Here is a 21,786-nt window from a genome sequence, read left to right on the forward strand (position 1 = left end):
TGTCACGCGGCGCCGTAGAACCTCTCCGTCTCGTCGACGGACGCCTTGAAGCGTTCGTCGAAATCGTCGCGCGTGAGCGTCCCGACCACGTAGTCCTGGACGCTCATTCCGCGTCTGGCGGCATGCTCCCGAAGCCGGTCGAGCAGCTCACCGTCTATCCGCAGGCTGAGCACTGTCGATCCCATACGGACCAGGGTCGCGGGCGGGTGCGGGGCGGTGGGTGACTTTCCGCGATTTCGTCACTCGTACGAGTGAGCTACCCGCGCTCGATGTGTGGGATCTGTGCGACCTGGTGAGGTGGGGCGTTTTTCTATTTTCCTTAGCTTAGGTAATGAGTTACGCTAAACAACATGCCTGACCTATCCCACGGCGGCGCGGCCGACGACGCAGCCGACGCGGCCGCTGTGAACGCACTCCGCTCCGCCGTCATGCGGCTGAGCCGGCGCCTCAAACACCAGCGCGTCGACGAGTCGCTGAGCCCGACCGAGATGTCGGTGCTCGGCACCCTCGCCCGCTGCGGCTCGGCCACCCCCGGCGAGCTGGCCCGCAAGGAGCACGTACAGCCGCCGTCCATGACGCGTATCGTCGCGCTGCTCGAGGCCAAGGGCCTGGTCAAGCTGGAGCCGCACCCCGACGACCGCCGGCAGAAGGTGGTCACGTCGACCGAGCAGGCCGAGGCCATGCTAGAGGAGAGCCGCCGCAGGCGGAACGCCTGGCTGACCGCCGTGGCGGAGGGCCTGGACGACGACGAATGGTCCAAACTCCGCGCCGCCGCGCCGGTGCTGGAGAAGCTCGCACATCTGTAACCGACCGCCCGCAGCCCCTTGCCCGCAGCCCGCAGGTCGTAGCCGCTTGTACAAGCACGTCGTCAACGCCGAGGAGGCGAACCAACTTTGAGTACGGGATCCGGAGCAGACTCCGCCCCCGCACCGACCACCCCCGAACCCCCCGCGAGCATGTTCAGCTCGCTGAAGATCCGCAACTACCGCCTGTTCGCCACCGGACAGGTCGTGTCGAACACCGGCACCTGGATGCAGCGCATCGCCCAGGACTGGCTGGTGCTCACCCTCACCGGATCCTCCACGGCAGTCGGTATCACCACGGCCCTGCAATTCCTGCCGATGCTGCTTTTCGGCCTGTACGGCGGCGTCATAGCCGACCGGTGCAACAAACGCACCCTGCTGCTCGGCACTCAGGCCGCCATGGGAATCACCGGTCTCGCGCTCGCCGCCCTCACCCTCAGCGGCCAGGTCCAGGTCTGGCATGTGTACGCCACGGCCTTCGTACTCGGCCTGGTCACAGTGGTCGACAACCCGGCGCGGCAGTCGTTCGTGCACGAGATGGTCGGCCCGGACCAGCTCCGTAACGCCGTCAGTCTGAACTCCGCCAACTTCCAGTCCGCCCGGCTCGTGGGCCCGGCCGTCGCCGGTGTGCTGATCACCGCCGTCGGCAGCGGCTACGCCTTCCTCCTCAACGGACTGTCGTTCATCGCCCCGCTCACCGGTCTGCTGCTGATGCGCACCTCGGAACTGCACAAGGTCGAGCGCACCCCGCGCGGCAAGGGCCAGTTGCGGGAGGGGCTGCGTTACGTCGCGGGCAGACCCGAGCTGATCTGGCCGATCGTGCTCGTCGGATTCATCGGCACCTTCGGCTTCAACTTCCCGATCTGGCTCTCCGCCTTCACCGACGACGTCTTCCACGCCGACGCCGGTACGTACGGCCTGCTCAACACCCTGATGGCGATCGGCTCCCTGATCGGCGCCCTGCTCGCCGCCCGCCGGGGCACCTCCCGGATGCGGCTGCTGGTCGCGGCGGCGGTCCTCTTCGGAGTGCTGGAGATCGTGACCGCGTTCGCGCCGACGTTCTGGCTCTTCGCGGCGCTGCTCGTGCCGGTCGGCATGTGCGGCCTGACGGTCAACGTCACCGCCAACTCCAGCATCCAGATGACCACGGACCCGGCCATGCGAGGCCGGGTGATGGCGCTGTTCATGATGGTCTTCACGGGCGGTACGCCACTGGGCGCCCCGCTCGTCGGCTGGGTCACCGACACCTACGGAGCCAGGGTCGGCTTCGCCTCCGGCGGCGTGGTCGCCGCGCTGGCGGCGGTGGGCGTGGGCGTGATGCTGGCCCGGGTGGGCGGCCTGCGGGTGAAGATCGACCTGCGGCGGGGGCACCAGCATGTGACGTTCGTGCAGCGGGAGCGGGAGTCGTTGGCGACGGTGGCGTGAGGGGGTTGGGTCGGGGTCAGTCGCGGGGGAAGCCGTCGGTCTTGAGAACCAGATCGATATCGGTGCCGGTCAGATCGATCTCCTGCCCAAATTTGACGGTCCGGTCGACGGTGTACTCGCCGTCCTTCGGCTCGGTGTAGACGTGGCACCGCCTGACGTACGGGTCGACGATCAGGTAGACGGGCACGCTGGCCGTCGCGTACGCGGTCTTCTTCGGGCCGTGGTCGTTGACCGCGGTGCTTCGCGACAGCACCTCCGCGATGAACCGCGCGTCGCTGGGGTTCCACCTGCCGCTCGCGTCCTTTTTGGCGCCGTCCGCGAGCTTGACCACGTCCGGCGCGAACCCGTTCAGGTGGCCGGGGAAGTCGATGCGTACGTCCGACAGAACGGCCACGTCCATGCCGAACCTGTCTTCCAGTGCCCGCACGATGCGCCGGATGATGGTCCAGTGGGTGTCCCTTTGCGGCGACATGGTGATAGTTCCCCCGACGATCTCGACCTTGTATCCCTCGGGGACGGGCATTGCTTCGAGGGACTCGAAGAGTGAGTCCAGAGTCAGCTTGTCGCTCTCGTCGCTCTCGTCGGCCATGGCGATCCTGTCGGTCTCTACGACGGTCATCGTGGCGCTCCTCCCCGCTGCCGTACGAAATTCGGCAGCCGCGCAGTACAACGATAACCACGGTGACCGGGTCACGCCCGGGTCAGTTACGGGGGAACTCGTCGGTCTTGAAAGTCAGGCCGACGTCCGTCTTCGTCAGATCGATGTCCGTACCGAACGGGACGGTCTGGTCGGCGGTGTAATCCCCGTCCTTCGGATCCGTGTAGACGTGACACCTGCCGGTGTAGGGATTGGCGATCACATAGATCGGGACTCCGGCGGTCGCGTATACCGCCTTCTTCGGGCCGTAGTCGTTGGCCGCGGTGGACTTGGAGATCACCTCGGCGACCAACTCGATGTCTTCGTAGTTCCAGAGGCCCTTCGCGTTCTTGACGGCATCGTCGGACAGTGCGACGACGTCGCAGGCGAAGCCGTTGAGATGTCCGGGAAAGTCGAAGCGGACATCGGACTTGACCCGGCTGCGCGCGTACCCGGAAGCGCGTAGTTGATCGTAGATGTCCGCGATGATCTCCCAATGGGTGTCCCGTTGCGGCGACATGAAGACGTTCCCCCCGACGATCTCGGCCTTGTAACCCTCGGGGACGGGCAACTTCTCAAGCCACTCGAACATCCTGTCCAGAGTCAGCTTGTCTTCTGCGTCGCTCTCGTCGGCCATGGCGATCCTGTCGGTCTCTACGACGGTCATCGTGGCGCTCCTCCCCGCTGCCGTACGAAATTCGGCAGCCGCGCAGTACAACGATAACCACGGTGACCGGGTCACGCCGGGCTGTCAGACTGGCCGCCATGCGTCTCTTCGCCGCCGTGCTGCCGCCCGCCCATGTCGTCGACGAGCTTGCCGTGGCCGTCGGGGAGCGGGTGCGCGGGCTGCCCGGGGCCGAGGGGATGCGGTGGACCGGGGAGGCGGGGTGGCACTTCACGCTCGCCTTCATGGGCGAGGTCGATGACGCGCTGGTGCCCGAGCTGACCGAGCGGCTGGAGCGCGCGGCGCGGCGGACGGAGGCGTTCTCGCTGCGGCTGCGCGGCGGCGGGCGCTTCGGTGGGCGCGCGCTGTGGGCCGGTGTCGCCGGGGGTGTCGCGGAGTTGCGGCGCCTCGCCGAGCGGGCCGACGCCGCCGCGCGCCGGACCGGGCTGCCGATGGAGGAGCACCGTACCTACCGGCCGCATCTCACCCTGGCCCGTACGCGGACCGGGACCGAGACCGACCTGAGGCCGTACGTGGCCGCGCTCGACGGGTTCGAGGGCATGCCGTGGGAGGTCGGTGAGCTGGCGCTCGTACGCAGCCGGCTGCCCGTCGCCGGGGTGGAAGGCGAGCAGCCGCGGTACGAGACGCTGGTGCGCTGCCCCACCGCGAGGCCCGCGGCGCGGGGCCGTTAACCTCGACGCGTGGACCCCAAAACACGGAACCGGATCATGGCCGCCGCGCTGGTGCTGATGTTCGTGATCGTCGCCGTCGCGGCGGCGTTCGGCTAGCAGGCGGGGGCGCGGCGCGGCGCGGCGCGAGAGCCGCACCCCCGGCGACTACCAGGCGAACGCCTCCGGCGACGGTCCCGGACCTGGGAAGATCTCGTCCAGCGACGCCAGCACATCGTCCGACAGCTCCAGCTCGATCCCGCGCAGCGCGGACTCCAACTGCTCCGCCGTACGCGGGCCGACGATCGGGCCCGTCACACCGGGACGCGTCAGCAGCCAGGCCAGCGCCGCCTCGCCCGGCTCGAGACCGTGCTTGGCGAGCAGGTCCTCGTACGCCTGCACCTGCTCACGGATCTTCGTGTCCGCGAGCCGGTCGCTGGACCGCTTTCCGGTGCCGCCCTCGCGCTCCTTGCGGATCGCGCCGCCGAGCAGACCGCCGTGCAGCGGCGACCAGGGGATGACCCCGAGGCCGTACTCCTGCGCGGCCGGGATGACCTCCATCTCGGCGCGGCGCTCGGCGAGGTTGTACAGGCACTGCTCACTGACCAGGCCGTACGAGCCGAGCCGGTGTGCCGTCTCGTTGGTCTGGGCGATCTTCCAGCCGGGGAAGTTGGACGAACCGGCGTAGAGGATCTTGCCCTGCTGGATCAGGGTGTCGATCGCCTGCCAGATCTCCTCGACCGGGGTGGCCCGGTCGATGTGGTGGAACTGGTAGAGATCGATGTGGTCGGTCTGGAGCCGCTTGAGGCTGGCGTCGACCGCGCGGCGGATGTTGAGGGCGGACAGCTTGTCGTGGTTGGGCCACGCCTCGCCGTCGCCCGCCATGTTTCCGTACACCTTGGTGGCGAGCACGACCTTGTCGCGACGGCCGCCGCCCTGGGCGAACCAGGTGCCGAGGATTTCCTCCGTACGGCCCTTGTTCTCGCCCCAGCCGTAGACGTTGGCGGTGTCGAAGAAGTTGATGCCGGCGCCGAGCGCGTCATCCATGATGGCGTGACTGTCGGCCTCGTTCGTGAGAGGGCCGAAGTTCATGGTGCCGAGGACGAGTCGGCTGACTTTGAGTCCGGTGCGTCCGAGCTGCGTGTACTTCATGACTCCACAGCCAACGCCTTCGAGCGCGCTCGAAGCAAGGGCTCAACGGGTGCACCGGGCGCCCGTGCCCAGGTCATCGGGCGGGTGCTCACGTCGCGAACGCGTCGAGCGCGGCCAGCACCTCGCGGCGCATCGTCGCGCTGCCCTTGTGACCGGCGTCCTCCACGACGATCAGGCGCGCGTCCGGCCAGGCGGCGGCCAGGTCCCAGGCGGTGCCGAGGGGGCCGCCCAGGTCGTGTCTGCCGTGGATCAACACCGCCGGAATGCCCGCCAGTTGGCCCGCGCCGCGCAGCAGCGCGCCTTCCTCCAGCCAGGCGCCGTGGGAGAAGTAGTGCGCGCAGATCCGGACGAGTGCCTGGCGGGCGGCGGGGGGACGGCCGCTGTACGGGTCGGGGGAGCCGTGCGGTTCCTGCGAGAGCACCGCGTCCTCCCAGGCGCACCAGTCGGCGGTGGCCCTGGCCCGTACGGCGGGGTCGGGGCTCTCGGTGAGGCGGGCGTAGGCGGCGAGGAGGGTGGGGGTGTCCGCGCTCGACGCGGTGGAGGCGGTCGCGTCGGTCGCGGCGCCGGCGCGGAAGCGGGCCCATGCCTCGGGGAAGATCTGGCCGGCGCCCCGGTAGAGCCAGTCGATCTCGGAACGGCGGGTGGTGGTGACGCTCGGGATGACGATCTCCGATACGCGCTGCGGGTGCCGCTCGGCGTACGCCAGGATCAGCGTCGAGCCCCAGGAGCCGCCGAACAGCAGCCACTTGTCGATGGCGAGGTGCGTGCGCAGTCGCTCCATGTCGGCGAGGAGATGACCGGTGGTGTTGTGCCGCAGGTCGGCGGCGGGGTCGCTCGCGTGCGGGGTGCTGCGTCCGCAGTTGCGCTGGTCGAAGAGGACGACGCGGTAGCGGTCGGGGTCGAAGTACTGGCGTACGCGCGGATTGCACCCGGAGCCGGGGCCGCCGTGCACGACGAGGGCGGGCTTGCCGTCGGGGTTGCCGCAGACCTCCCAGTGGACGAGGTTGCCGTCGCCGACGTCGAGCAGGCCGTGGTCGTAGGGCTCGATCGGGGGATACAGCTCACCGGGTTCGTGGTCCACGAGGTGGTCTCCTTCGGGGGCGGTGCATAGGTTGACGAGGGTGACGAGGGTGACGAGATTGACGAGATTGACGACGAGTGAAGAGGACGAGGGCGGCGAGCCGCCCTGCATGCTGGAGTTGGTGTGTGAGGAGTGCGGCCGGCTCAACGACGACCTGGAGTTGGTGACCTGCGGCGGGTGCGGCAGGCCGCTCACGGGCCGCCCAGCCAGCCCTCCGCGTCCAGCCCGAACGCGTCCGGAGGCGTGACCGCCCGCAGGTCCGACTCCAGGGCGCGCAGCCTGTCGCCGCCGAGGGCCGCCGCCCACCGGGCGCGCAGGTCGTCGAAGATCCGCGCCGAGCGGGCGAGCGCGTCGAGGCCGTGCGGGGTGAGGCGGATCAGTTTGCGGCGGGCGTCCGTGGGGTCGGCGGTGCGTTCCGCGTAGCCCAGGGCCTCCAGGCGGTCGACCGTCTTGCCCGCCGCCTGTTTCGAGACGCCCAGGCGGCGGCCGACGGTGGCGGCGGTGGCGCCGTCGATGCCGATCGCCTGCATGGCGAAGCCGTGCGCGGGCCGGGCGTCGGGGTGGCCCTGGCGGGCCAGTTCCGCGTGCAACTGGTCGATCAGGGACCGGAATCCGGCGAAGAGGAGCAGCGGCAGCTCGTATCCGGGCGTGTCGCCCGCGCGCTCAGACATGACGAGCGGCACCGCGCCCGTTGCGGAAATCGACAACTTGGTTTACCTTTTTTTCGTCAACCATGTTGTCCATTCTAAATTCCAGGGAGGCTCCCGTGCGAGCCAGCGCCACCTTCGTCGATCACACCCCCGACACCGCGCCCCCCGACTCCCGCCGTGCCATCGAGGCCACCGTCCGCCATCTGGGCTTTCTGCCGTCCGCCGTCGCGCGGCTCGCCGACTCGCCCCAGTTGCTCGAAGGGTTCCAGAAGCTGACCGCCCTCTTCGACGGCACGACGCTCGACCCGGTGGCGCGCGAGGTCGTCGTCATGACCGTCGTCACGCGCAACGAGTGCCACATCTGCGTGGCCATGCACAGCGGCAGACTGCGGAAGCTGGGCGCCGAGGGGGAGTTGATAGCCGCACTGAGCGAGCGGCGCGCGGTGGCGGACCAACAGCTCGAAGCCGTAAGGCAGTTCACCCTCGCCGTCCTCGACACCGCCGGGGCGGTGGACGACGCCACGCTCGACGCGTTCCTCGCCCACGGCTACACGACACGCAACGCCCTCGAAGTCGTCCTCGGCATCGGTACGTACACCCTCTCCACCCTCGCCAACCGCCTCACCCGCGCCCCTCTCGACCCCCAACTCGACCCCCAACTCGACCCTCAACTCGCTTCCTCGTGACTGCGTACGGCGCGCCCAGTCCCCACGCCTGATGTATCGCGTCGGCGAACGCCCCGGCGAGCAGATGCTCCCCCGAAGGGGCGGGGTGGGTCCCGTCGTAGGTGTCGCGGTGGATGTCGTACGACGCCGGGCGCGAGGCCGGCAGCAAGGGGGAGGCCGCGTCGTCCAGGTCGGCGACCGTCTTGGCCAGCAGGTCGTTGAAGCGGTCGACCTCGGCGGCGAACGCCGGGTCGGTGTCCGCGCGCGTGTTGGGTATGACGGGCAGCACCACGATCCGCACGCGCGGGTTCGCCGCCCGTGCCTCGGCGATGAACTCCCGTACGTAGACGGCCGTTTGGTCGCTGTCGGTGTAGAAGCCGAGGTCTATCAGGCCCAGTGAGACGAGCAGGACGTCCGCGCGGTGCGCGGCGACGGCGGCACGGATCAGCGGCGCCATGTGCTGCCAGCCCTCACCCCAGCCCGCGAGATGCCGCCACGCCTTGGCGGGGAAGTCGGCGGCGCCGTACGCGTGCGACACAGCGGAGTCGGGGTCGTACAGGCCGGTGCGCGGGCCGACGATCGCGTACGGGCCGCCGTACGACGCGTTCAGGTGCTGCCACATCCGGTAACGCCAGGTGAAGTCGCCGGCGCGGCCGATGGTCATCGAGTCGCCGACGAACATGAAACGCATCGGATCATCATCCACGACGGCCGACGGGCCACCGCGCCCGGCCCGTGAGGTGGCAGTCTTGGGTCATGGTCAAGGTCGTACGCCCGTCTTCGCGTCTCGTCGGCGCCGTCATCGCGGCGGCGCTCGCCCTGTCCGCCCCAGCAGCCTCAGCCGCCGACCCCGACCGCAGCTTCCGGATCACGGACCCGCGCATCACCGAGTCCAGCGGTCTCGCCGCCAGCCGCGCGCACCCCGGCGTCTACTGGACGCACAACGACCAGGACAAGCCCCTCATCTACGGCGTCGACTCCCGCACCGGTGAGACCGTCGCGACCATCACCATGCGCGGGGTCGGCGAGCCCCGCGACATGGAGGCGATCTCCGTCGGCGCGGACGGCGACATCTACGTCGGTGACATCGGCGACAACCTCAACGGCAGTTGGGACCACGTCTGGATCTACCGCTTCCCGGAGCCGGAGCGGCTCGCGGACACGACGGTCGACGCGACGCAGTACGACGTGAAGTACGCGGACGGCCCGCGCGACGCCGAGGCGCTGATGGTCCATCCCACCACCGGCCGCGTCTACATCGCCTCGAAGAACGAGAACGGCGGCGGCCTTTACGAGGGCCCCGCCAAGCTGACCACCGGCGGCACGAACACCTTCAAGCGCGTCGGCGAGGTGCCGTGGGTGACGGACGGCGCGTTCTCGCCGGACGGCAAGGAGCTGGTACTGCGCTCGTACTTCAGCGCCCGTGGCTACGTATGGAAGGACGGCCGCCTGGGCGAGGACCACCGCGTCTCGGCGCCGATCCAGGGCCAGTCGGAGTCGGTGACGTACACGCTGGACGGTTCGGCGCTGATGTTCGGCACGGAGGGGACGCGCAGCGAGGTCAGACGCGTCGACATCGAGAAGGACGGCGGCTCGTCGGCGGGCGCGGGGAGCACCGGGGACCGTACGGCGCAGGACGGCGCCGGGGGTGACGCCGGGAACGTGACGATCGGCGCGGTGGTGCTTGTCGGTGTCGCCGTGCTGTTCCTCGTGTTCAGGCGCAGGAAGCCAAGCGCCTGACGTACGCGCCTGACGTACGCGCCTGACGTACGCGATCACCGGCCGCCGCCCGTGCGCTGTGTGACCAGCACCTCCAGTCCGTCGAGCAGCCGCTGGAGCCCGAATTCGAAGTGGTCGAAGTCGGGGCCGAACGCCTCCACCGAGAGCGCGGCCATCAGCGGGTAGCGCCCGCTGGTCATCACCGCCGACAGGACGGGCTCCTGCGCCTTCCAGAACTCGTCGTCGCTGATACCGGTCACCTGCTGGACCTCGACGGCGTGCACCTGGGTGCGGGCGACCCCGGAGACGTAACCACTGACCATGATCATTACGGAGATCAGCTCCGGGTCGCTCAGCCCCATGTCCTTGAGCCCGGCGAGCATCGTCTCCATGCCGCCGATCGCGCCGGGGCCGAGGACGGGCCGGGTCTGGTTGACGGAGAGCAGCCAGGGGTGGGCCTGGTAGAGGGCGAGTTCTTCGCGGGCCGCCGTCTCGACGGTCTTCCGCCAGTTGTGGGGGACGGGCGCCGCATCGGCGGTCGGCGTACCGGCGGTCGGCGTACCGGACTCGCCCTGTACGCGGTCGAGCATCAGGTCCACCAGCTCGGCCCGGCCGGGGACATGGCGGTAGAGCGACATCGTTCCCGCGCCCAGCTCCGTGGAGAGCCTGCGCATCGAGACCGCCGAGAGCCCTTCGGCGTCGGCGAGTTCGACGGCCGCCGTGACGATCCGGTCGAGCGTGAGCCCCGGTTTCGGCCCCCGGGTGGCCCGCTCGCCGGTGCCCCAGAGGAGTTCCATGCTGCGGGACACATCGCCGCTGCCGCTGCTTTCCGTCGTAGCCATGGGCTCAGCGTAATCGGCCGACGATTAATTGGGTACCATGTACGCTTCTTGGGTACGCCGTACTCAATTCCTTGGAGGGGCCAGTGGGGGCAGTGAGAGCAGTGACCGAACACGCCGTACGTGCCGAATACGCCGTGCACGCCGAAGGCATCCGGAAGCGGTACGGGGACACGTACGCCCTCGACGGCTTCGACCTCGCCGTACGCACCGGAACCGTGCACGGGCTGCTCGGCCCCAACGGCGCGGGCAAGACCACAGCGGTGCGCGCCCTCGCCACCCTGCTCAGGCTCGACGGCGGGCGCGCGACGGTCGCCGGGATCGATGTGCGCGCCGACCCGCGCACCGTGCGGAGCCGGATCGGGCTCACCGGGCAGTACGCGGCGGTGGACGAGATCTTGACCGGCCGGCAGAACCTGGAGATGTTCGGCCGCCTCTTCCATCTCGGCGGCCGGCGGGCCGTGCTGCGCGCCGGGGAGCTGCTGGAGCGGTTCGACCTGGTGGGCGCGGCGGACAAGGGCGTACGCGAGTACAGCGGCGGCATGCGGCGCCGGCTCGACCTCGCCGCGTCGATGATCCTCGCCCCCCGGGTGCTGTTCCTCGACGAGCCGACCACCGGGCTCGATCCGCGCGGCCGGGGCGAGGTCTGGGACGCCGTGCGGGCGCTGGTGGCGGGCGGTACGACCGTGCTGCTCACCACGCAGTATCTGGACGAGGCCGACAAGCTCGCCTCGCACATCACGGTCATCGACCGGGGCCGGGCCATCGCCGACGACACCCCGGACGGGCTGAAGAACACCGTGGGCGGCGACCTGATCGAGGTCGTCGCGTACGAGGAGCGCGAACTCCCGGCGGTGGCCGAGCTGGTCGCGCGCGTCGCCGGATCGGTGCCCGCGACGGACACCGTGGCCCGCCGGGTGCACGCGCCGGTCAGTGACCGGGTGGCCGCGCTGACGGAGGTCGCGCGCGAGCTGCGGGACCGGGGGATCGCGGTGGAGGACATCGGGCTGCGCCGGCCGAGCCTGGACGACGTGTTCCTGCGGCTGACGGGCCATGTGACGGCGGCGGAGACGAAGACGGAGGTGCCGGTATGAGTACGGACGCCGGGGAACTGACGGGCGTGAGCCTGGCGGTGGACGACACCCACGGCCGCGCCTACTGGGCGGCGGCCGACTGCTGGAATCTCGTACGCCGCAGCCTGACCCACTACCAGCGCCAACCCGCCTTCATCCTCTGGACGTTGGGCTTTCCGCTCGTCTCCGTGCTGCTCTACGGCTATGTCTTCGGCAGCGCGATGAAGGTGCCGGGCGGCGGGGACTACCGGGAGTTCCTGATGCCGGGCATGTTCACCATGACGATGGCCTTCGGCTTCATGAACACCGCGACCGCTTTCGTCACCGACGCCGGGAAGGGCGTGCACGACCGCTTCCGGTCGATGCCGATGGCACCGTCCGCCGTGGTCACCGGGCGGGGCGTCGTGGACCTGATCACGGCGGGCGCGGAACTGGCGATCCTCGCGCTCACGGCCCTGGCGATCGGCTGGCGCGCGGACGGCGGCCTGCTCGCCTCCCTGGCGGGCTTCGGCCTGCTCCTGCTGCTGCGCTTCTCGCTGATCTGGCTGGGCGTCTGGCTCGGCCTGGTGGTCCCCGGCCCCGAACAGGCCGGCAGCCTCTTCGCCGTCGCCTTCCCGGTCACGATGATCTCCAGCGTCTTCGTGGCCCCGTCCCTGATGCCGGACTGGCTGGGCGTGGTCGCGGCATGGAACCCGGTGTCGGCGACGGTGACGGCGATCCGCGAACTGTTCGGCAACCCGGTGGCGAGCGGCGGCAGTTGGCCGGAGGAAAACGCGCTGCTGCTGTCGGTGGCGTGGCCGGCGGTGATCACGCTGGTGTGCGTACCGCTGGCGGTACGGAGGTTCCAGCGGCTGAGCCGGTGAGCGTCAGGTCGCTTTCCGGGGCTCCCCTGCCTTGAGCAGGGCGGAGACGTCGACTTTCACCTCGGCGCCGATGGAGTCGGGGAGGACGACCTGCTCGCCGGGCGCGTGGATGCGGTGGCTGGTGTAGTCGCCGGCGACGGGTTCGGTCAGGACGTGGAGCCGACCGTGCTTGCGGTCGACGATCAGGTAGACGGGGATCTTCGCTTCGGCATAAGCGGTGACCTTGCTCCGCAGGTCCTGCTGGTAGTTGCTGGAGGTGACTTCGAGGACCAGACGGAAGACGGCGGGGTCGTAACACTTGTTATGCATCAGATGGTCTTCGAAGTCGGCGTCCACAAGGGAGAGGTCCGGGATGGCGAACCCCCCCGGACCGGCGGGTAGCCACACGCCGATCCCCTGATATACCTCGGACTCCCCCTCGTCCAGTCCAGCATCCTCGAAGGAGCGGGTCAGCTTCTTGATGGGCCGTGCGTGGGCGCCGTCTGCGGGTGGGGTCACGGCGATGACGCCTCCGATGATCTCGACGCGGTAGCCGGGAAGCCGCTCCATGACGCTGTCGGCGGCCTCAAGCTGGCTTTCCGGCGGGCCGTCCCAGGGGTGCTCGGCTGCTGCGGCAGACATGCGGGCCTCCTGATGGCTGGTGTCGAGACCATCATCGTATGTCGCGACAGCCCGATACGTCGTGAGCGTGATCCTTCACGCGTAAGAGTGATGGCCCCCGTCGATGCCGTGAAACACGTCCGCCCCGGCCCGGTCGGTGTCGACCGGGCCGGGGCGTACGTGGGGCTACGCGTGCGTCAGAGCTTGTCGATCACGTAGTCGACGCAGGCCGTCAGCGCCTCGATGTCCGCCGGGTCGATCGCGGGGAACATCGCCACCCGCAGTTGGTTGCGGCCCAGCTTGCGGTACGGCTCCGTGTCCACGATGCCGTTGGCGCGCAGCACCTTGGCGACCGCCGACGCGTCGATCTCGTCCGCGAAGTCGATCGTGCCGATGACCTGCGAGCGCTGCGCCGGGTCGACCACGAACGGGGTCGCGTACTTGGACGACTCCGCCCACCCGTACAGCGTGCGCGCCGACGTGGCCGTGCGGGTGGTCGAGAAGTCCAGGCCGCCCTGGGTGTTCAGCCAGGTCAACTGCTCGTTCAGCAGAAAGAGCGTGGCGAGCGCCGGGGTGTTGTACGTCTGGTTCTTGAGCGAGTTGTCGATCGCGGTCGGCAGCGAGAAGAACTCCGGGACGTGCCGGCCCGAGCCGTGGACGCGCGCGGCGCGCTCCAGCGCGGCCGGCGAGAAGACGCCGATCCACAGGCCGCCGTCCGAGGCGAAGGACTTCTGCGGGGCGAAGTAGTAGATGTCGGTCTCGGCGATGTCCACCGGCAGACCGCCCGCGCCGGACGTGGCGTCGACCACCACGAGCGCGCCCTCGTCGGCGCCCGCGACGCGCTTGATCGGCGCGGCGACACCGGTGGAGGTCTCGTTGTGCGTGAGCGCGTACACGTCCACGCCCGCCTCGGCCGCCGGGGCCGGGTGGGTGCCCGGCTCGGAGGAGATGACGCTCGGCTCGGCCAGCCACGGGGCGAGCTTCGCCGCCTTCGCGAACTTGGACGAGAACTCGCCGAAGCTCAGGTGCTGCGACTTGTTCTCGATCACACCGTGCGTCGCGATGTCCCAGAAGGCGGTGGAGCCGCCGTTGCCCAGGATCACCTCGTACCCCTCGGGGAGCTGGAACAGCTCACGCACACCGTCGCGCACCGCGCCGACCAGGTTCTTCACCGGGGCCTGGCGGTGGGACGTGCCGAGGAGAGAGGTACCGGTGGCGGCCAGGGCGTCGACCGCCTCCGTACGCACCTTGGAGGGGCCAGCGCCGAAACGACCGTCGGCGGGCTTGATGTCAGCGGGAATCTGAATATCGGCCACGGGCGGCAGCCTAGACGTTTTCCGCCGGTTGTCCGGCGGGCGGTCACGTCGTGAGACACGGTCGGCGGGGCATGCTGAGGGAATGGCTGAGCACAGCACGAAGAGGAAGGCGGCGGCATCGGCATCGGCGGACGCCACCGCGTTGGCCGCGGATCTGAAGGGAGCCGTCCGCGGCGAAGTGGACTTCCGCGCCGCCGCCCGCGCCCTGGTCACCATGGACGCGTCCAACTACCGCCGCGTCCCGGTCGGCGTCGTCGCCCCGCGCGACGCGGCGGACGTCGCGGCGGCCCTGGAGGTGTGCCGTACGCACGGCGTCCCCGTCGTGCCGCGCGGCGGCGGTACCTCGATCGCCGGGAACGCCACCGGGGTCGGCGTCGTCCTCGATCTCACCCGGCACTTTCGCTCGATCGTGTCGGTCGACACCGAGGCGCGTACCGCCGTCGTGCAGCCCGGCGTCGTCCTCGACCAACTGCGCGACACCGTCGCCCTGCACGGTCTGACGTTCGGGCCCGACCCCTCCACGCACAGTCGCTGCACCCTCGGCGGCATGATCGGCAACAACTCGTGCGGGTCGCACTCGGTCGCGTGGGGGACGACCGCCGACAACGTCCACGAGCTGTCGGTCACCGCGTACGGCGGCGCTGCCCTGCGCCTCGGCAAGGGGTGGGACGGCGCCCCCACCGGCCTGCGCCCGCTGGTCGAGCGCAACCTCGCCCTCCTGCGCACCGGCTACCCCACCGGCCTCCCGCGCCGTATCTCCGGCTATGCGATCGACGCGCTGCTCCCCGAGAACGGCACCGATCTCGCCCGCGCGTTCTGCGGCAGCGAGGGCACGCTGGGCGTCGTCACGCAAGCCGTCGTACGACTGGTGGAGTCGCCGCCCGCGCGGGTGCTCGCGGTCCTCGGCTACCCCGACGAGAGCGCGGCGGCCGAGGCGGCGGCCGGGCTGCTGCCGTACCACCCGCTCACCGTCGAGGGCATGGCCGACGACCTCGTCCCCGGCCCGCACGATCTGCCGCGCGGCGGCGCCTGGCTGTTCGTGGAGACCGGCGGCGCCACCGTCGCCGAGGCGCGGGCGCACGCCGAGCGGATCATGCGGGCCGCCGACGCCCTGGACGGCACGGTCGTGGCCGACCCGGCCGGGGTGCGGGCGCTGTGGCGGGTACGGGAGGACGCGTCGGGCACCGCGACCCGTAGCGCGGACGGGGGAGAGGCGTGGCCGGGCTGGGAGGACTGCGCCGTACCGCCTGACCGACTCGGCGCGTATCTACGGGACTTCCGCGCGCTGCTCGCCCAACACGGGCTGCGCGGCACGCCGTACGGGCACTTCGGCGACGGCTGCATCCATGTGCGCATCGATTTCGACCTGTTGAGCACGCGGGGAGTGCGGGTCTTCCGTCGCTTCTCGCAGGACGTCGCGGCTCTCGTCGTCGCGCACGGCGGTTCGCTGTCCGGCGAGCACGGCGACGGGCTGGCGCGCTCGGAGCTGCTGCCGACGATGTACGGGGACGAACTGACCGGACTCTTCGGCCAGTTCAAGGACGTGTGGGACCCGGCGGGCGGGATGAACCCCGGCTCGATCGCCCGGCCCGCCCGGCTCGACGAGAACCTGCGCTTCGAGGTCCTGCCGCGCGAACGCGTCGAGGTCGCCTTCGCCTACCCGCACGACGGAGCCGAGGGGGGTGACTTCTCGGCGGCGGTACGGCGCTGTGTGGGCGTCGCCAAATGCCGGGTGGCGGGGCCGAGTTCGGGGGCGGGGGTGATGTGCCCGTCGTTCCGGGCGACGGGCGACGAACAGCACTCCACACGCGGGCGCGCCCGGCTGCTGCACGAAATGCTCGCCGGGGAGATCGTCACCGACGGCTGGCGCTCGACCGAGGTCAAAGACGCGCTGGACCTCTGTCTGTCCTGCAAGGGCTGCCGCAGCGACTGCCCGGTGGGCGTCGACATGGCCACGTACAAGGCGGAATTCCTGCACCACCACTACGCGGGCCGGCGGCGGCCCGCCGCGCACTACGCGATGGGCCAACTGCCGCGCTGGCTGCGGGCGGCGGCGCCGTTCGCGGCCGCGCTGAACGCGGCGGTACGGGTGCCGGGCGTGGCCGCGCCGGCCAAGCGGATGGGCGGGATCGCGCCGGAGCGCTCACTGCCGCGACTGGCGCGGGTGCCGTTCACGCGGTGGCTGCGGCGGGAGAAACGGCAGCGCCCGAGCGCCCCGGCGGTGATCCTGTGGCCGGACACGTTCACCGAATATCTCTCCCCCTCCGTGGGGAAGGCGGCCGTCCGGGTCCTGGACGCGGCCGGTATCACACACGCGCTGCCGTCCGGGAAGGTCTGCTGCGGCCTGACGTACGTCTCCACCGGCCAACTCGACCGGGCCCGCGCGGTGATGCGCCGCACCCTGGACCGGATGGAACCGCTGCTCGACATGGACGTACCCGTACTCGTCCTGGAACCGAGCTGCGCCGCCGCGCTCCGGACGGACCTGCCGGAACTCCTCGCGGACGACCCACGCGCGGCCCGACTCGCCGCGTCCGTAAGGACGTTCGCCGAGACACTGGAGGAGTGCGCCCCCGACTGGCACCCCCCACGCGTCGACCGCCCGGTCGCGGGCCAGACCCACTGCCACCAGCACGCGGTGCTCGGCGACGCACCGGACCGCCGCCTGCGCGAACGCGCGGGCCTCACCGGCGAGTTGAGCGGCGGCTGCTGCGGCCTGGCGGGCAACTTCGGCTTCGAGAAGGGCCATTACGACGTCTCGGTGGCCTGCGCGGAGGACCAACTGCTGCCGGCGGTCCGCGCGGCGGGGGAGGGAACGGAACTCCTCGCGGACGGCTACTCGTGCCGTACGCAACTGGACCAACTGGCGGGCGGGGGCGCGAGGCACTTGGCGGAGGTGCTGGCGGAGGCGCTGGGACCGGTCGGCCGGTCCGCCTCGGACGACAGGGATTAGTTGACGACGGCCTGCGATGTAGCACTCTGTATCCGAACGATCTCGTAGAGGGAGGGTCCGGGTGTACGGCGAGCGGCGGGGTGCGTTGGGTGAGGCCATGGCGGTGCGGGGTGGGTGGCCCGAGGGCTCGCCGTGGGTGCGGGGGGCCGTCGACGGCGTTCCCCGGCATCTGTTCGCACCCGACACGCTGTGGCGCTGGGACGGTGACGGTTACGTCTCGGTGAGCCGCGCGACGGAGCCCGAGCGGTGGGCGGACGAGGTCTACGGCGGCCCGAGCGATCCGGCCGTCACCCAGGTGACGGACGGACGGGCCACCTCCAGCTTGTCCTGTCAGTCCGTGGTGGTGGACATGCTCGACTCCCTGATGCCTGCCCCGGGCCACCGGGTGCTCGAACTCGGCACCGGCACCGGTTGGAACGCCGCGCTCCTGGCCCGCCGCGCCGGGCCGGGGCGGGTGATCAGCGTGGAGGCCGACCCCGGCCTCGCGGCGACGGCGCGCGACCGCTTGGCGGCGGCGGGGGCGGATGTCACCGTGGTCACCGGGGACGGGCAGCGCGGCCACGCGCCGGGTGGCCCGTACGACCGGGTCGAGTCGACGTACGCGGTCGAGACCGTCCCGTGGGAGTGGGTGGCCCAGACCCGGCCCGGCGGACGGATCGTCACCCCGTGGGGGCGCATGGGGCATGTCGCTCTCACCGTCGCGGACGACGGGCGGTCCGCCACCGGCTGGTTCCAGGGGCTCGCCCTGTTCATGCCCGCCCGCGACGTACCGGCCCGCCTCGGCTGGCAGGAAGTACGTGGCCACGCCTCCGCCGACGACGAGGACTCCCACACCCTGGACCTGGCCCAACTGGCCGATCCGCACCTGCTGTTCGCGCTGCGGGTGGTCCTGCCGGATGTGGAGGTCATCGTCGGGGACCGGGACGGGCCGGTGGCCTGGGTGCACGACGGGCGTACCTCCTGGGCGACTCTGACCGCGTCCGGGGACGGGGACGGGCCGGGCGCCGCGTACCAGGGCGGGCCGCGGCGCCTGCTCAAGGAGATCGAGACGGCCGTCGCCCGCTGGGAGCACCACGACCGGCCGGACCTCTACGACTTCGGCATGACGCGCACCCCCGACAGCCAGTACGTATGGAGCCACGACCGGGACACCGGGCCGCGGTGGGCGGTCACCGGGCTTGCTCAGTCGGCCAGTTGAGCCTTGCCTCCCGTGACCGGGCAGGTGAGCGGCGGTGCAGGTGTTGGTGCCGGTACGGCCGTGCCGTTGCCGGGGCCGGTGGGGGTGCGGGGTGTGAGGTGGATCATGACGTCGTCCAGGGGGCGGAGCGAGATCACCGGGGAGCCGTAGGCCAGCGCGTGGCCCGGGATCATGCTCAGTTTGAAGCGTTGGTTGATCATCGTCACGATGGTGCGCAGTTCGAGCAGGGCCATGGTGTTGCCGATGCACTGGCGCGGGCCCGCGCCGAAGGGGAAGTAGGCCATGCGGGGGCGTTCCTTCACCGCCTGAGGGGTGAAGCGGTACGGGTCGAAGGCCAGCGGGTTGTCCCAGTGGCGCGGGTTGTGGTGCGACACCAGTGGGGACAGCAGGATCGACGAGCCGGCCTCGATGTCGTATCCGCCCAGGCTGTCCGGGCCGACCGCCGCGCGCGGGAAGATCCAGATGGGTGGGTGCATCCGCAGGCTCTCGTCCACCACCATTTTGGTGTACGTCAGCGCGTCGGTGTTCTGTGTGTCCGGCAGCCCGCTGCCCAGGACCTCGCCGATCTCGTTGTCCAACTCCTCCTGCACCGGCGGGTGGTTGGCGATCGACAGCAGCGTCCAGCACAGCGACACCGCGGTCGTCTCGTGTCCCGCCAGATAGATGGTCAGGAGTTCGTCGCGCAGCTCCTGATCGGTCCAGGGCTCGCCGGTGACGGGGTCCTTCGCCTCTTCCATCAGGGAAATCAGCGAGCCCTCGCCGGTGCGCGCGTAGCTCTCCCGGACGTCGGCGACGATCTTGTCGAAGACCTGGTGGATACGGGTGATCTTGCGCTTGCGGTCGGTCGGCAGCCAGGACGGCATCATCTCGGACGCCGAGCCGCGCCGGAACATCACCTCGACCACGTCGTCCACGATGCGCTTGAGGATTCGCGACGAGGGCTTGATGTCGTATGCGAACAGCGAGCGGCTGAGCGTGATGAGAGTGAGCTTGAGCATCTCGGTCATCAGGTCGACCGGCTCCTCGCGCGCGGCCTTGACCTCCCACTCGTCGAGCATCTCCGTCGTGGCGGTGACGATGTTGGGGACGATGTCGAGGATGGCGTTCTTCTGGAACGCCGGCTGGACCGCCCGCCGGTGCCCGCGCCAGTATTCGCCGTCCGTGGTGAGCAGCCCCTTGCCCATGACGACGCTGAACTGCTCGTACAGCGGGCCGCGTACGTAGTTGGCGTGGTTGTTGACCAGGACCTGCCGCACGGCATCGGGGCCGGTTATCTGATGGACCGTCATCGGTCCGAGGCGCATGCGTACGGTCTCCCCGTGGTCGCGCTGGAGGCCCAGCAGGAACTCGGCGGTGTTACGGCGCCAGGGGCCGAGGCTCCCCAGCAGCGGGACTCCCTTGGGGCCGGGGGCCCGGGTGGTGGTGCCGGTGGGGGCGGTCGCGGGGGTTGTGGTCGTGGTCATCGGCGGTCTCCTTCATGGCTGGGGCTGGGGCTCGGGCTGGGTTGCGGGCGCGGTGGCTGCCTGCGGGACTCGTCGCGGGGCACCGGGAACACCCGCCGCACGAAGAGGTTGTCGAAGACGACGTCCGGGGCCAGCCTGCGCAGGGCGATGGTGGAGCGGGCGAGGAGCCCGACGGGGTAGCGGGCGCGCGGGCGGGAGCTGCGGACCACCCGTTCCACGACCCGGGCCACGTCGTCGGACTGGATGGCGAAGGTCCCGGCCAGGGTGCGCCTGCTGCCCGTGTAGATGGCGTCGAAGTACTCGGCCGTGCGTCGGCGGAATTCGTCGTAGTCCTCGGTCATGGGCTTGAGGTTGGCCACATAGGTGGCACCGAAGTCCGTCGTACGCACCGGGCCCGGCTCGATGAGGACGACCCGGACGCCGAAGTCGGCCACTTCCAGCCGCAGGGCGTCGCTCAACGCCTCGACCGCGTGCTTGGACGCCTGGTAGAAGCCGCCGCCGGGTACCGCGTAACGGCCGAAGACGGACGAGATGTTGACGATGGTCCCGCGCCGCGCGGCGCGCATGGCGGGCAGTACCAGTTGGCTGAGCCGGGCCAGCCCGAACACATTCGTCTCGAACTGCCGTCGCATGTCGTCCAGTCCGGCCTCCTCCGCGACGCCCGACATGGCGTATCCGGCGCTGTTGACCAGGGCGCCGACCGAGCCGTGCGCGGCCTCCACGACATCGACGGCCGCCCGCATGCTCGCCTCGTCGGTGACGTCCAGGCGCAGCGTCCGGATTCCTTCGGCCGCTAGGCGGGTAAGGGTTTCGGGCCTGCGTGCCGTGGCGTACACGGTCAGACCGGCCCGGTGCATCCGCAGTGCGCTGGCGAGACCGATACCGGAGGAACAGCCGGTGATGAGCACGGGCGAAGTTGCCGTCATATCACTCTCCTATTCTCGGCCCCGATGGTCGGGGTATTCCCTGTGCGGGGTGCCGTGGTATCAATTGGGGCGTTCGCAGAAACTATTCAGGGGCTGCAACGACAAAGCGGCTCATACGCTCGGGAGGTAGTTTATGTACCATCGGATTGTCGCCGCCAAGCTCCGTAAAGCATTTGCCGACATCAACGCCGGTAACTGGCAGTCCATGGTGGACACGCTGGCGCCCGAATTCACCTATGTGTTCTACGGTGAGCACGCGCTCTCCGGCGAGCGGCATACGGTCGAAGCGATGAGCCTGTGGTGGCAGCGGGTATTCCGGCTGATTCCCGACGCCGGTTTCGAGCCATTGGAAATCGTGATTTCCGGTGGCCCCTGGCTGACCAAGGTCGCCACGCGCGTGCGGATCGGCGGGCCGCTGCCGGACGGCACGCGCTACGACAACATCATGACCCAGTTCATGTATCTGAAGTGGGGCAGGATCACCGAGATCCACACGCTCGAGGACACCGTCGTCCTCCAGCGGGCGCTGGACTCCATCGCCGCCTCCGGCAACGCGGAGGCGCACGCCGAGCCCATCACCGACGCGTCCGCGCGCTCCGGCAAGCAGGGCTGATCGCAGGGGTGACCAGGGCCCCGGCACCGGCGGGTGCCGGGGCCGGCGCCGTCAGCCCAACGCGCCCAACTGCTTGGCCAGTTCGAGCCCGTCGAGCGAGAACCAGCTCTCCACGATCTTCCCGTCGGCGAACGCGTCGATCACGATGCCGCTGACCGCGAACTCCCGCCCGATGGCCGGCACCCCCTCGTAAGGCTCGCCCGTGTGCGTACCGCGAGCGGTGAACCGGCTGACGACCTTCTCGTCCTCCAAGATCCAGTCGTCGACCGTCACGTGGAGGTCGGGGAAGGACGCGCGCTGGAGCCGCACCCACTCCTTGAGATGCTCGACGCCCTCCTTGCCGTTGGGGGCCGTTCCGTGGCTGATGTGGTCGTCACCGGCGCCCTCGTAGATCACGTCGAGGTTGCCCTTGTTGAGGCATTCCTCGTAGTAGCGCTCCAGTACGGCCTTGTTCTCCAGCAGATTCGACATGTGGACC

At 70.1% G+C, this 21,786-nt stretch carries 23 protein-coding genes; 10 read left to right on the top strand and 13 right to left on the bottom strand.

Going from position 1 to position 21,786, the window contains the following annotated elements:
* Positions 1-2: 2 nt before the first annotated feature.
* On the bottom strand, positions 3-185 hold the full coding sequence (locus tag OG329_RS23715; RefSeq protein WP_405797882.1) for a ribbon-helix-helix protein, CopG family: 183 nt from the start codon (positions 183-185) through the stop codon (positions 3-5).
* 165 nt (positions 186-350) lie between these two features.
* On the opposite strand from OG329_RS23715, the gene OG329_RS23720 reads away from it, so the two are divergent.
* Together OG329_RS23720 and OG329_RS23725 are read left to right on the top strand one after the other, a co-directional pair.
* Positions 351-806 carry a MarR family winged helix-turn-helix transcriptional regulator gene (locus tag OG329_RS23720; protein WP_405797883.1) on the top strand — a complete coding sequence of 152 codons (456 nt, stop codon included), beginning with the start codon at positions 351-353 and terminating at the stop codon, positions 804-806.
* Positions 807-893: 87 nt separating this feature from the next.
* On the top strand, positions 894-2,228 hold the full coding sequence (locus tag OG329_RS23725; protein ID WP_405797884.1) for an MFS transporter: 1,335 nt from the start codon (positions 894-896) through the stop codon (positions 2,226-2,228).
* Between the two features lie 16 nt (positions 2,229-2,244).
* Here the strand turns inward: OG329_RS23725 and OG329_RS23730 are convergent, their stop codons facing one another.
* Positions 2,245-2,847 (bottom strand): Uma2 family endonuclease, encoded by a 603-nt coding sequence (locus OG329_RS23730; RefSeq protein WP_405797886.1) that lies wholly within the window; start codon positions 2,845-2,847, stop codon positions 2,245-2,247.
* An 82-nt stretch (positions 2,848-2,929) separates the two neighbouring features.
* Complete coding sequence (locus OG329_RS23735) at positions 2,930-3,532, bottom strand: Uma2 family endonuclease (protein WP_405797887.1); 603 nt, start codon at positions 3,530-3,532, stop codon at positions 2,930-2,932.
* A 98-nt stretch (positions 3,533-3,630) separates the two neighbouring features.
* Between OG329_RS23735 and thpR the strand changes: the two genes are divergently transcribed.
* Positions 3,631-4,221: an RNA 2',3'-cyclic phosphodiesterase gene (gene thpR / locus OG329_RS23740; protein ID WP_405797888.1), complete on the top strand. Its 591-nt coding sequence runs from the start codon at positions 3,631-3,633 to the stop codon at positions 4,219-4,221.
* Between the two features lie 144 nt (positions 4,222-4,365).
* On the opposite strand, the gene OG329_RS23745 is transcribed toward thpR, so the two are convergent.
* From OG329_RS23745 to OG329_RS23755, 3 genes are all read right to left on the bottom strand, one after another.
* Positions 4,366-5,349 carry an aldo/keto reductase gene (locus tag OG329_RS23745; protein ID WP_405797890.1) on the bottom strand — a complete coding sequence of 328 codons (984 nt, stop codon included), beginning with the start codon at positions 5,347-5,349 and terminating at the stop codon, positions 4,366-4,368.
* An 88-nt stretch (positions 5,350-5,437) separates the two neighbouring features.
* A complete protein-coding gene (gene pip, locus OG329_RS23750) occupies positions 5,438-6,430 on the bottom strand; it encodes a prolyl aminopeptidase (RefSeq protein ID WP_405801983.1) in 993 nt (330 codons plus the stop codon).
* A 191-nt stretch (positions 6,431-6,621) separates the two neighbouring features.
* Complete coding sequence (locus tag OG329_RS23755; protein WP_405801984.1) at positions 6,622-7,101, bottom strand: MarR family winged helix-turn-helix transcriptional regulator; 480 nt, start codon at positions 7,099-7,101, stop codon at positions 6,622-6,624.
* A 62-nt stretch (positions 7,102-7,163) separates the two neighbouring features.
* Here OG329_RS23755 and OG329_RS23760 point away from each other — a divergent pair, with 62 nt between their 5' ends.
* Positions 7,164-7,766 carry a carboxymuconolactone decarboxylase family protein gene (locus tag OG329_RS23760; RefSeq protein WP_405797891.1) on the top strand — a complete coding sequence of 201 codons (603 nt, stop codon included), beginning with the start codon at positions 7,164-7,166 and terminating at the stop codon, positions 7,764-7,766.
* On the opposite strand, the gene OG329_RS23765 is transcribed toward OG329_RS23760, so the two are convergent.
* Positions 7,702-8,436, bottom strand: coding sequence for a GDSL-type esterase/lipase family protein (locus tag OG329_RS23765; protein WP_405797893.1), 735 nt, complete (start codon positions 8,434-8,436; stop codon positions 7,702-7,704). The genes OG329_RS23760 and OG329_RS23765 overlap by 65 nt on opposite strands.
* A 65-nt stretch (positions 8,437-8,501) precedes the next feature.
* On the opposite strand from OG329_RS23765, the gene OG329_RS23770 reads away from it, so the two are divergent.
* Positions 8,502-9,485 carry a WD40 repeat domain-containing protein gene (locus tag OG329_RS23770; RefSeq protein ID WP_405797894.1) on the top strand — a complete coding sequence of 328 codons (984 nt, stop codon included), beginning with the start codon at positions 8,502-8,504 and terminating at the stop codon, positions 9,483-9,485.
* 35 nt (positions 9,486-9,520) lie between these two features.
* Here OG329_RS23770 and OG329_RS23775 read toward each other — a convergent pair whose 3' ends face one another.
* Entirely contained in the window at positions 9,521-10,306 is a 786-nt protein-coding gene (locus tag OG329_RS23775) for a TetR/AcrR family transcriptional regulator (RefSeq protein WP_405797896.1), read from the bottom strand.
* A gap of 92 nt (positions 10,307-10,398) precedes the next feature.
* Here OG329_RS23775 and OG329_RS23780 point away from each other — a divergent pair, with 92 nt between their 5' ends.
* Together OG329_RS23780 and OG329_RS23785 are read left to right on the top strand one after the other, a co-directional pair.
* Complete coding sequence (locus OG329_RS23780) at positions 10,399-11,397, top strand: ATP-binding cassette domain-containing protein (RefSeq protein ID WP_405797897.1); 999 nt, start codon at positions 10,399-10,401, stop codon at positions 11,395-11,397.
* Positions 11,394-12,239 (top strand): ABC transporter permease, encoded by an 846-nt coding sequence (locus tag OG329_RS23785; RefSeq protein WP_405797899.1) that lies wholly within the window; start codon positions 11,394-11,396, stop codon positions 12,237-12,239. Before OG329_RS23780 ends, OG329_RS23785 begins: the two co-directional genes overlap by 4 nt.
* Positions 12,240-12,242: 3 nt before the next feature.
* Here OG329_RS23785 and OG329_RS23790 read toward each other — a convergent pair whose 3' ends face one another.
* A complete protein-coding gene (locus OG329_RS23790) occupies positions 12,243-12,860 on the bottom strand; it encodes a Uma2 family endonuclease (protein WP_405797901.1) in 618 nt (205 codons plus the stop codon).
* Between the two features lie 176 nt (positions 12,861-13,036).
* A complete protein-coding gene (gene serC / locus OG329_RS23795) occupies positions 13,037-14,155 on the bottom strand; it encodes a phosphoserine transaminase (RefSeq protein ID WP_405797903.1) in 1,119 nt (372 codons plus the stop codon).
* A gap of 82 nt (positions 14,156-14,237) precedes the next feature.
* Between serC and OG329_RS23800 the strand changes: the two genes are divergently transcribed.
* Positions 14,238-17,108, top strand: a complete 2,871-nt coding sequence (locus OG329_RS23800; RefSeq protein ID WP_405797904.1) for an FAD-binding and (Fe-S)-binding domain-containing protein — start codon at positions 14,238-14,240, stop codon at positions 17,106-17,108.
* Between the two features lie 97 nt (positions 17,109-17,205).
* Complete coding sequence (locus tag OG329_RS23805; protein ID WP_405797905.1) at positions 17,206-18,306, top strand: methyltransferase domain-containing protein; 1,101 nt, start codon at positions 17,206-17,208, stop codon at positions 18,304-18,306.
* Here the strand turns inward: OG329_RS23805 and OG329_RS23810 are convergent.
* Both OG329_RS23810 and OG329_RS23815 read right to left on the bottom strand, forming a co-directional pair.
* Positions 18,291-19,769: a cytochrome P450 gene (locus OG329_RS23810; RefSeq protein WP_405797907.1), complete on the bottom strand. Its 1,479-nt coding sequence runs from the start codon at positions 19,767-19,769 to the stop codon at positions 18,291-18,293. The two genes, OG329_RS23805 and OG329_RS23810, sit on opposite strands and share 16 nt — an antisense overlap.
* A complete protein-coding gene (locus OG329_RS23815; RefSeq protein WP_405797908.1) occupies positions 19,766-20,695 on the bottom strand; it encodes an SDR family NAD(P)-dependent oxidoreductase in 930 nt (309 codons plus the stop codon). The genes OG329_RS23810 and OG329_RS23815 overlap by 4 nt, the downstream gene beginning before the upstream one ends.
* Before the next feature lie 133 nt (positions 20,696-20,828).
* Between OG329_RS23815 and OG329_RS23820 the strand changes: the two genes are divergently transcribed.
* Positions 20,829-21,308, top strand: coding sequence for a nuclear transport factor 2 family protein (locus tag OG329_RS23820; protein WP_405797909.1), 480 nt, complete (start codon positions 20,829-20,831; stop codon positions 21,306-21,308).
* Between the two features lie 51 nt (positions 21,309-21,359).
* Here OG329_RS23820 and OG329_RS23825 read toward each other — a convergent pair whose 3' ends face one another.
* On the bottom strand, positions 21,360-21,779 hold the full coding sequence (locus OG329_RS23825) for an ester cyclase (RefSeq protein ID WP_405797911.1): 420 nt from the start codon (positions 21,777-21,779) through the stop codon (positions 21,360-21,362).
* Between the last annotated feature and the right edge of the window lie 7 nt (positions 21,780-21,786).

Source organism: Streptomyces sp. NBC_01506 (assembly GCF_045040295.1).
Taxonomy (GTDB): Bacteria; Actinomycetota; Actinomycetes; order Streptomycetales; family Streptomycetaceae; genus Streptomyces.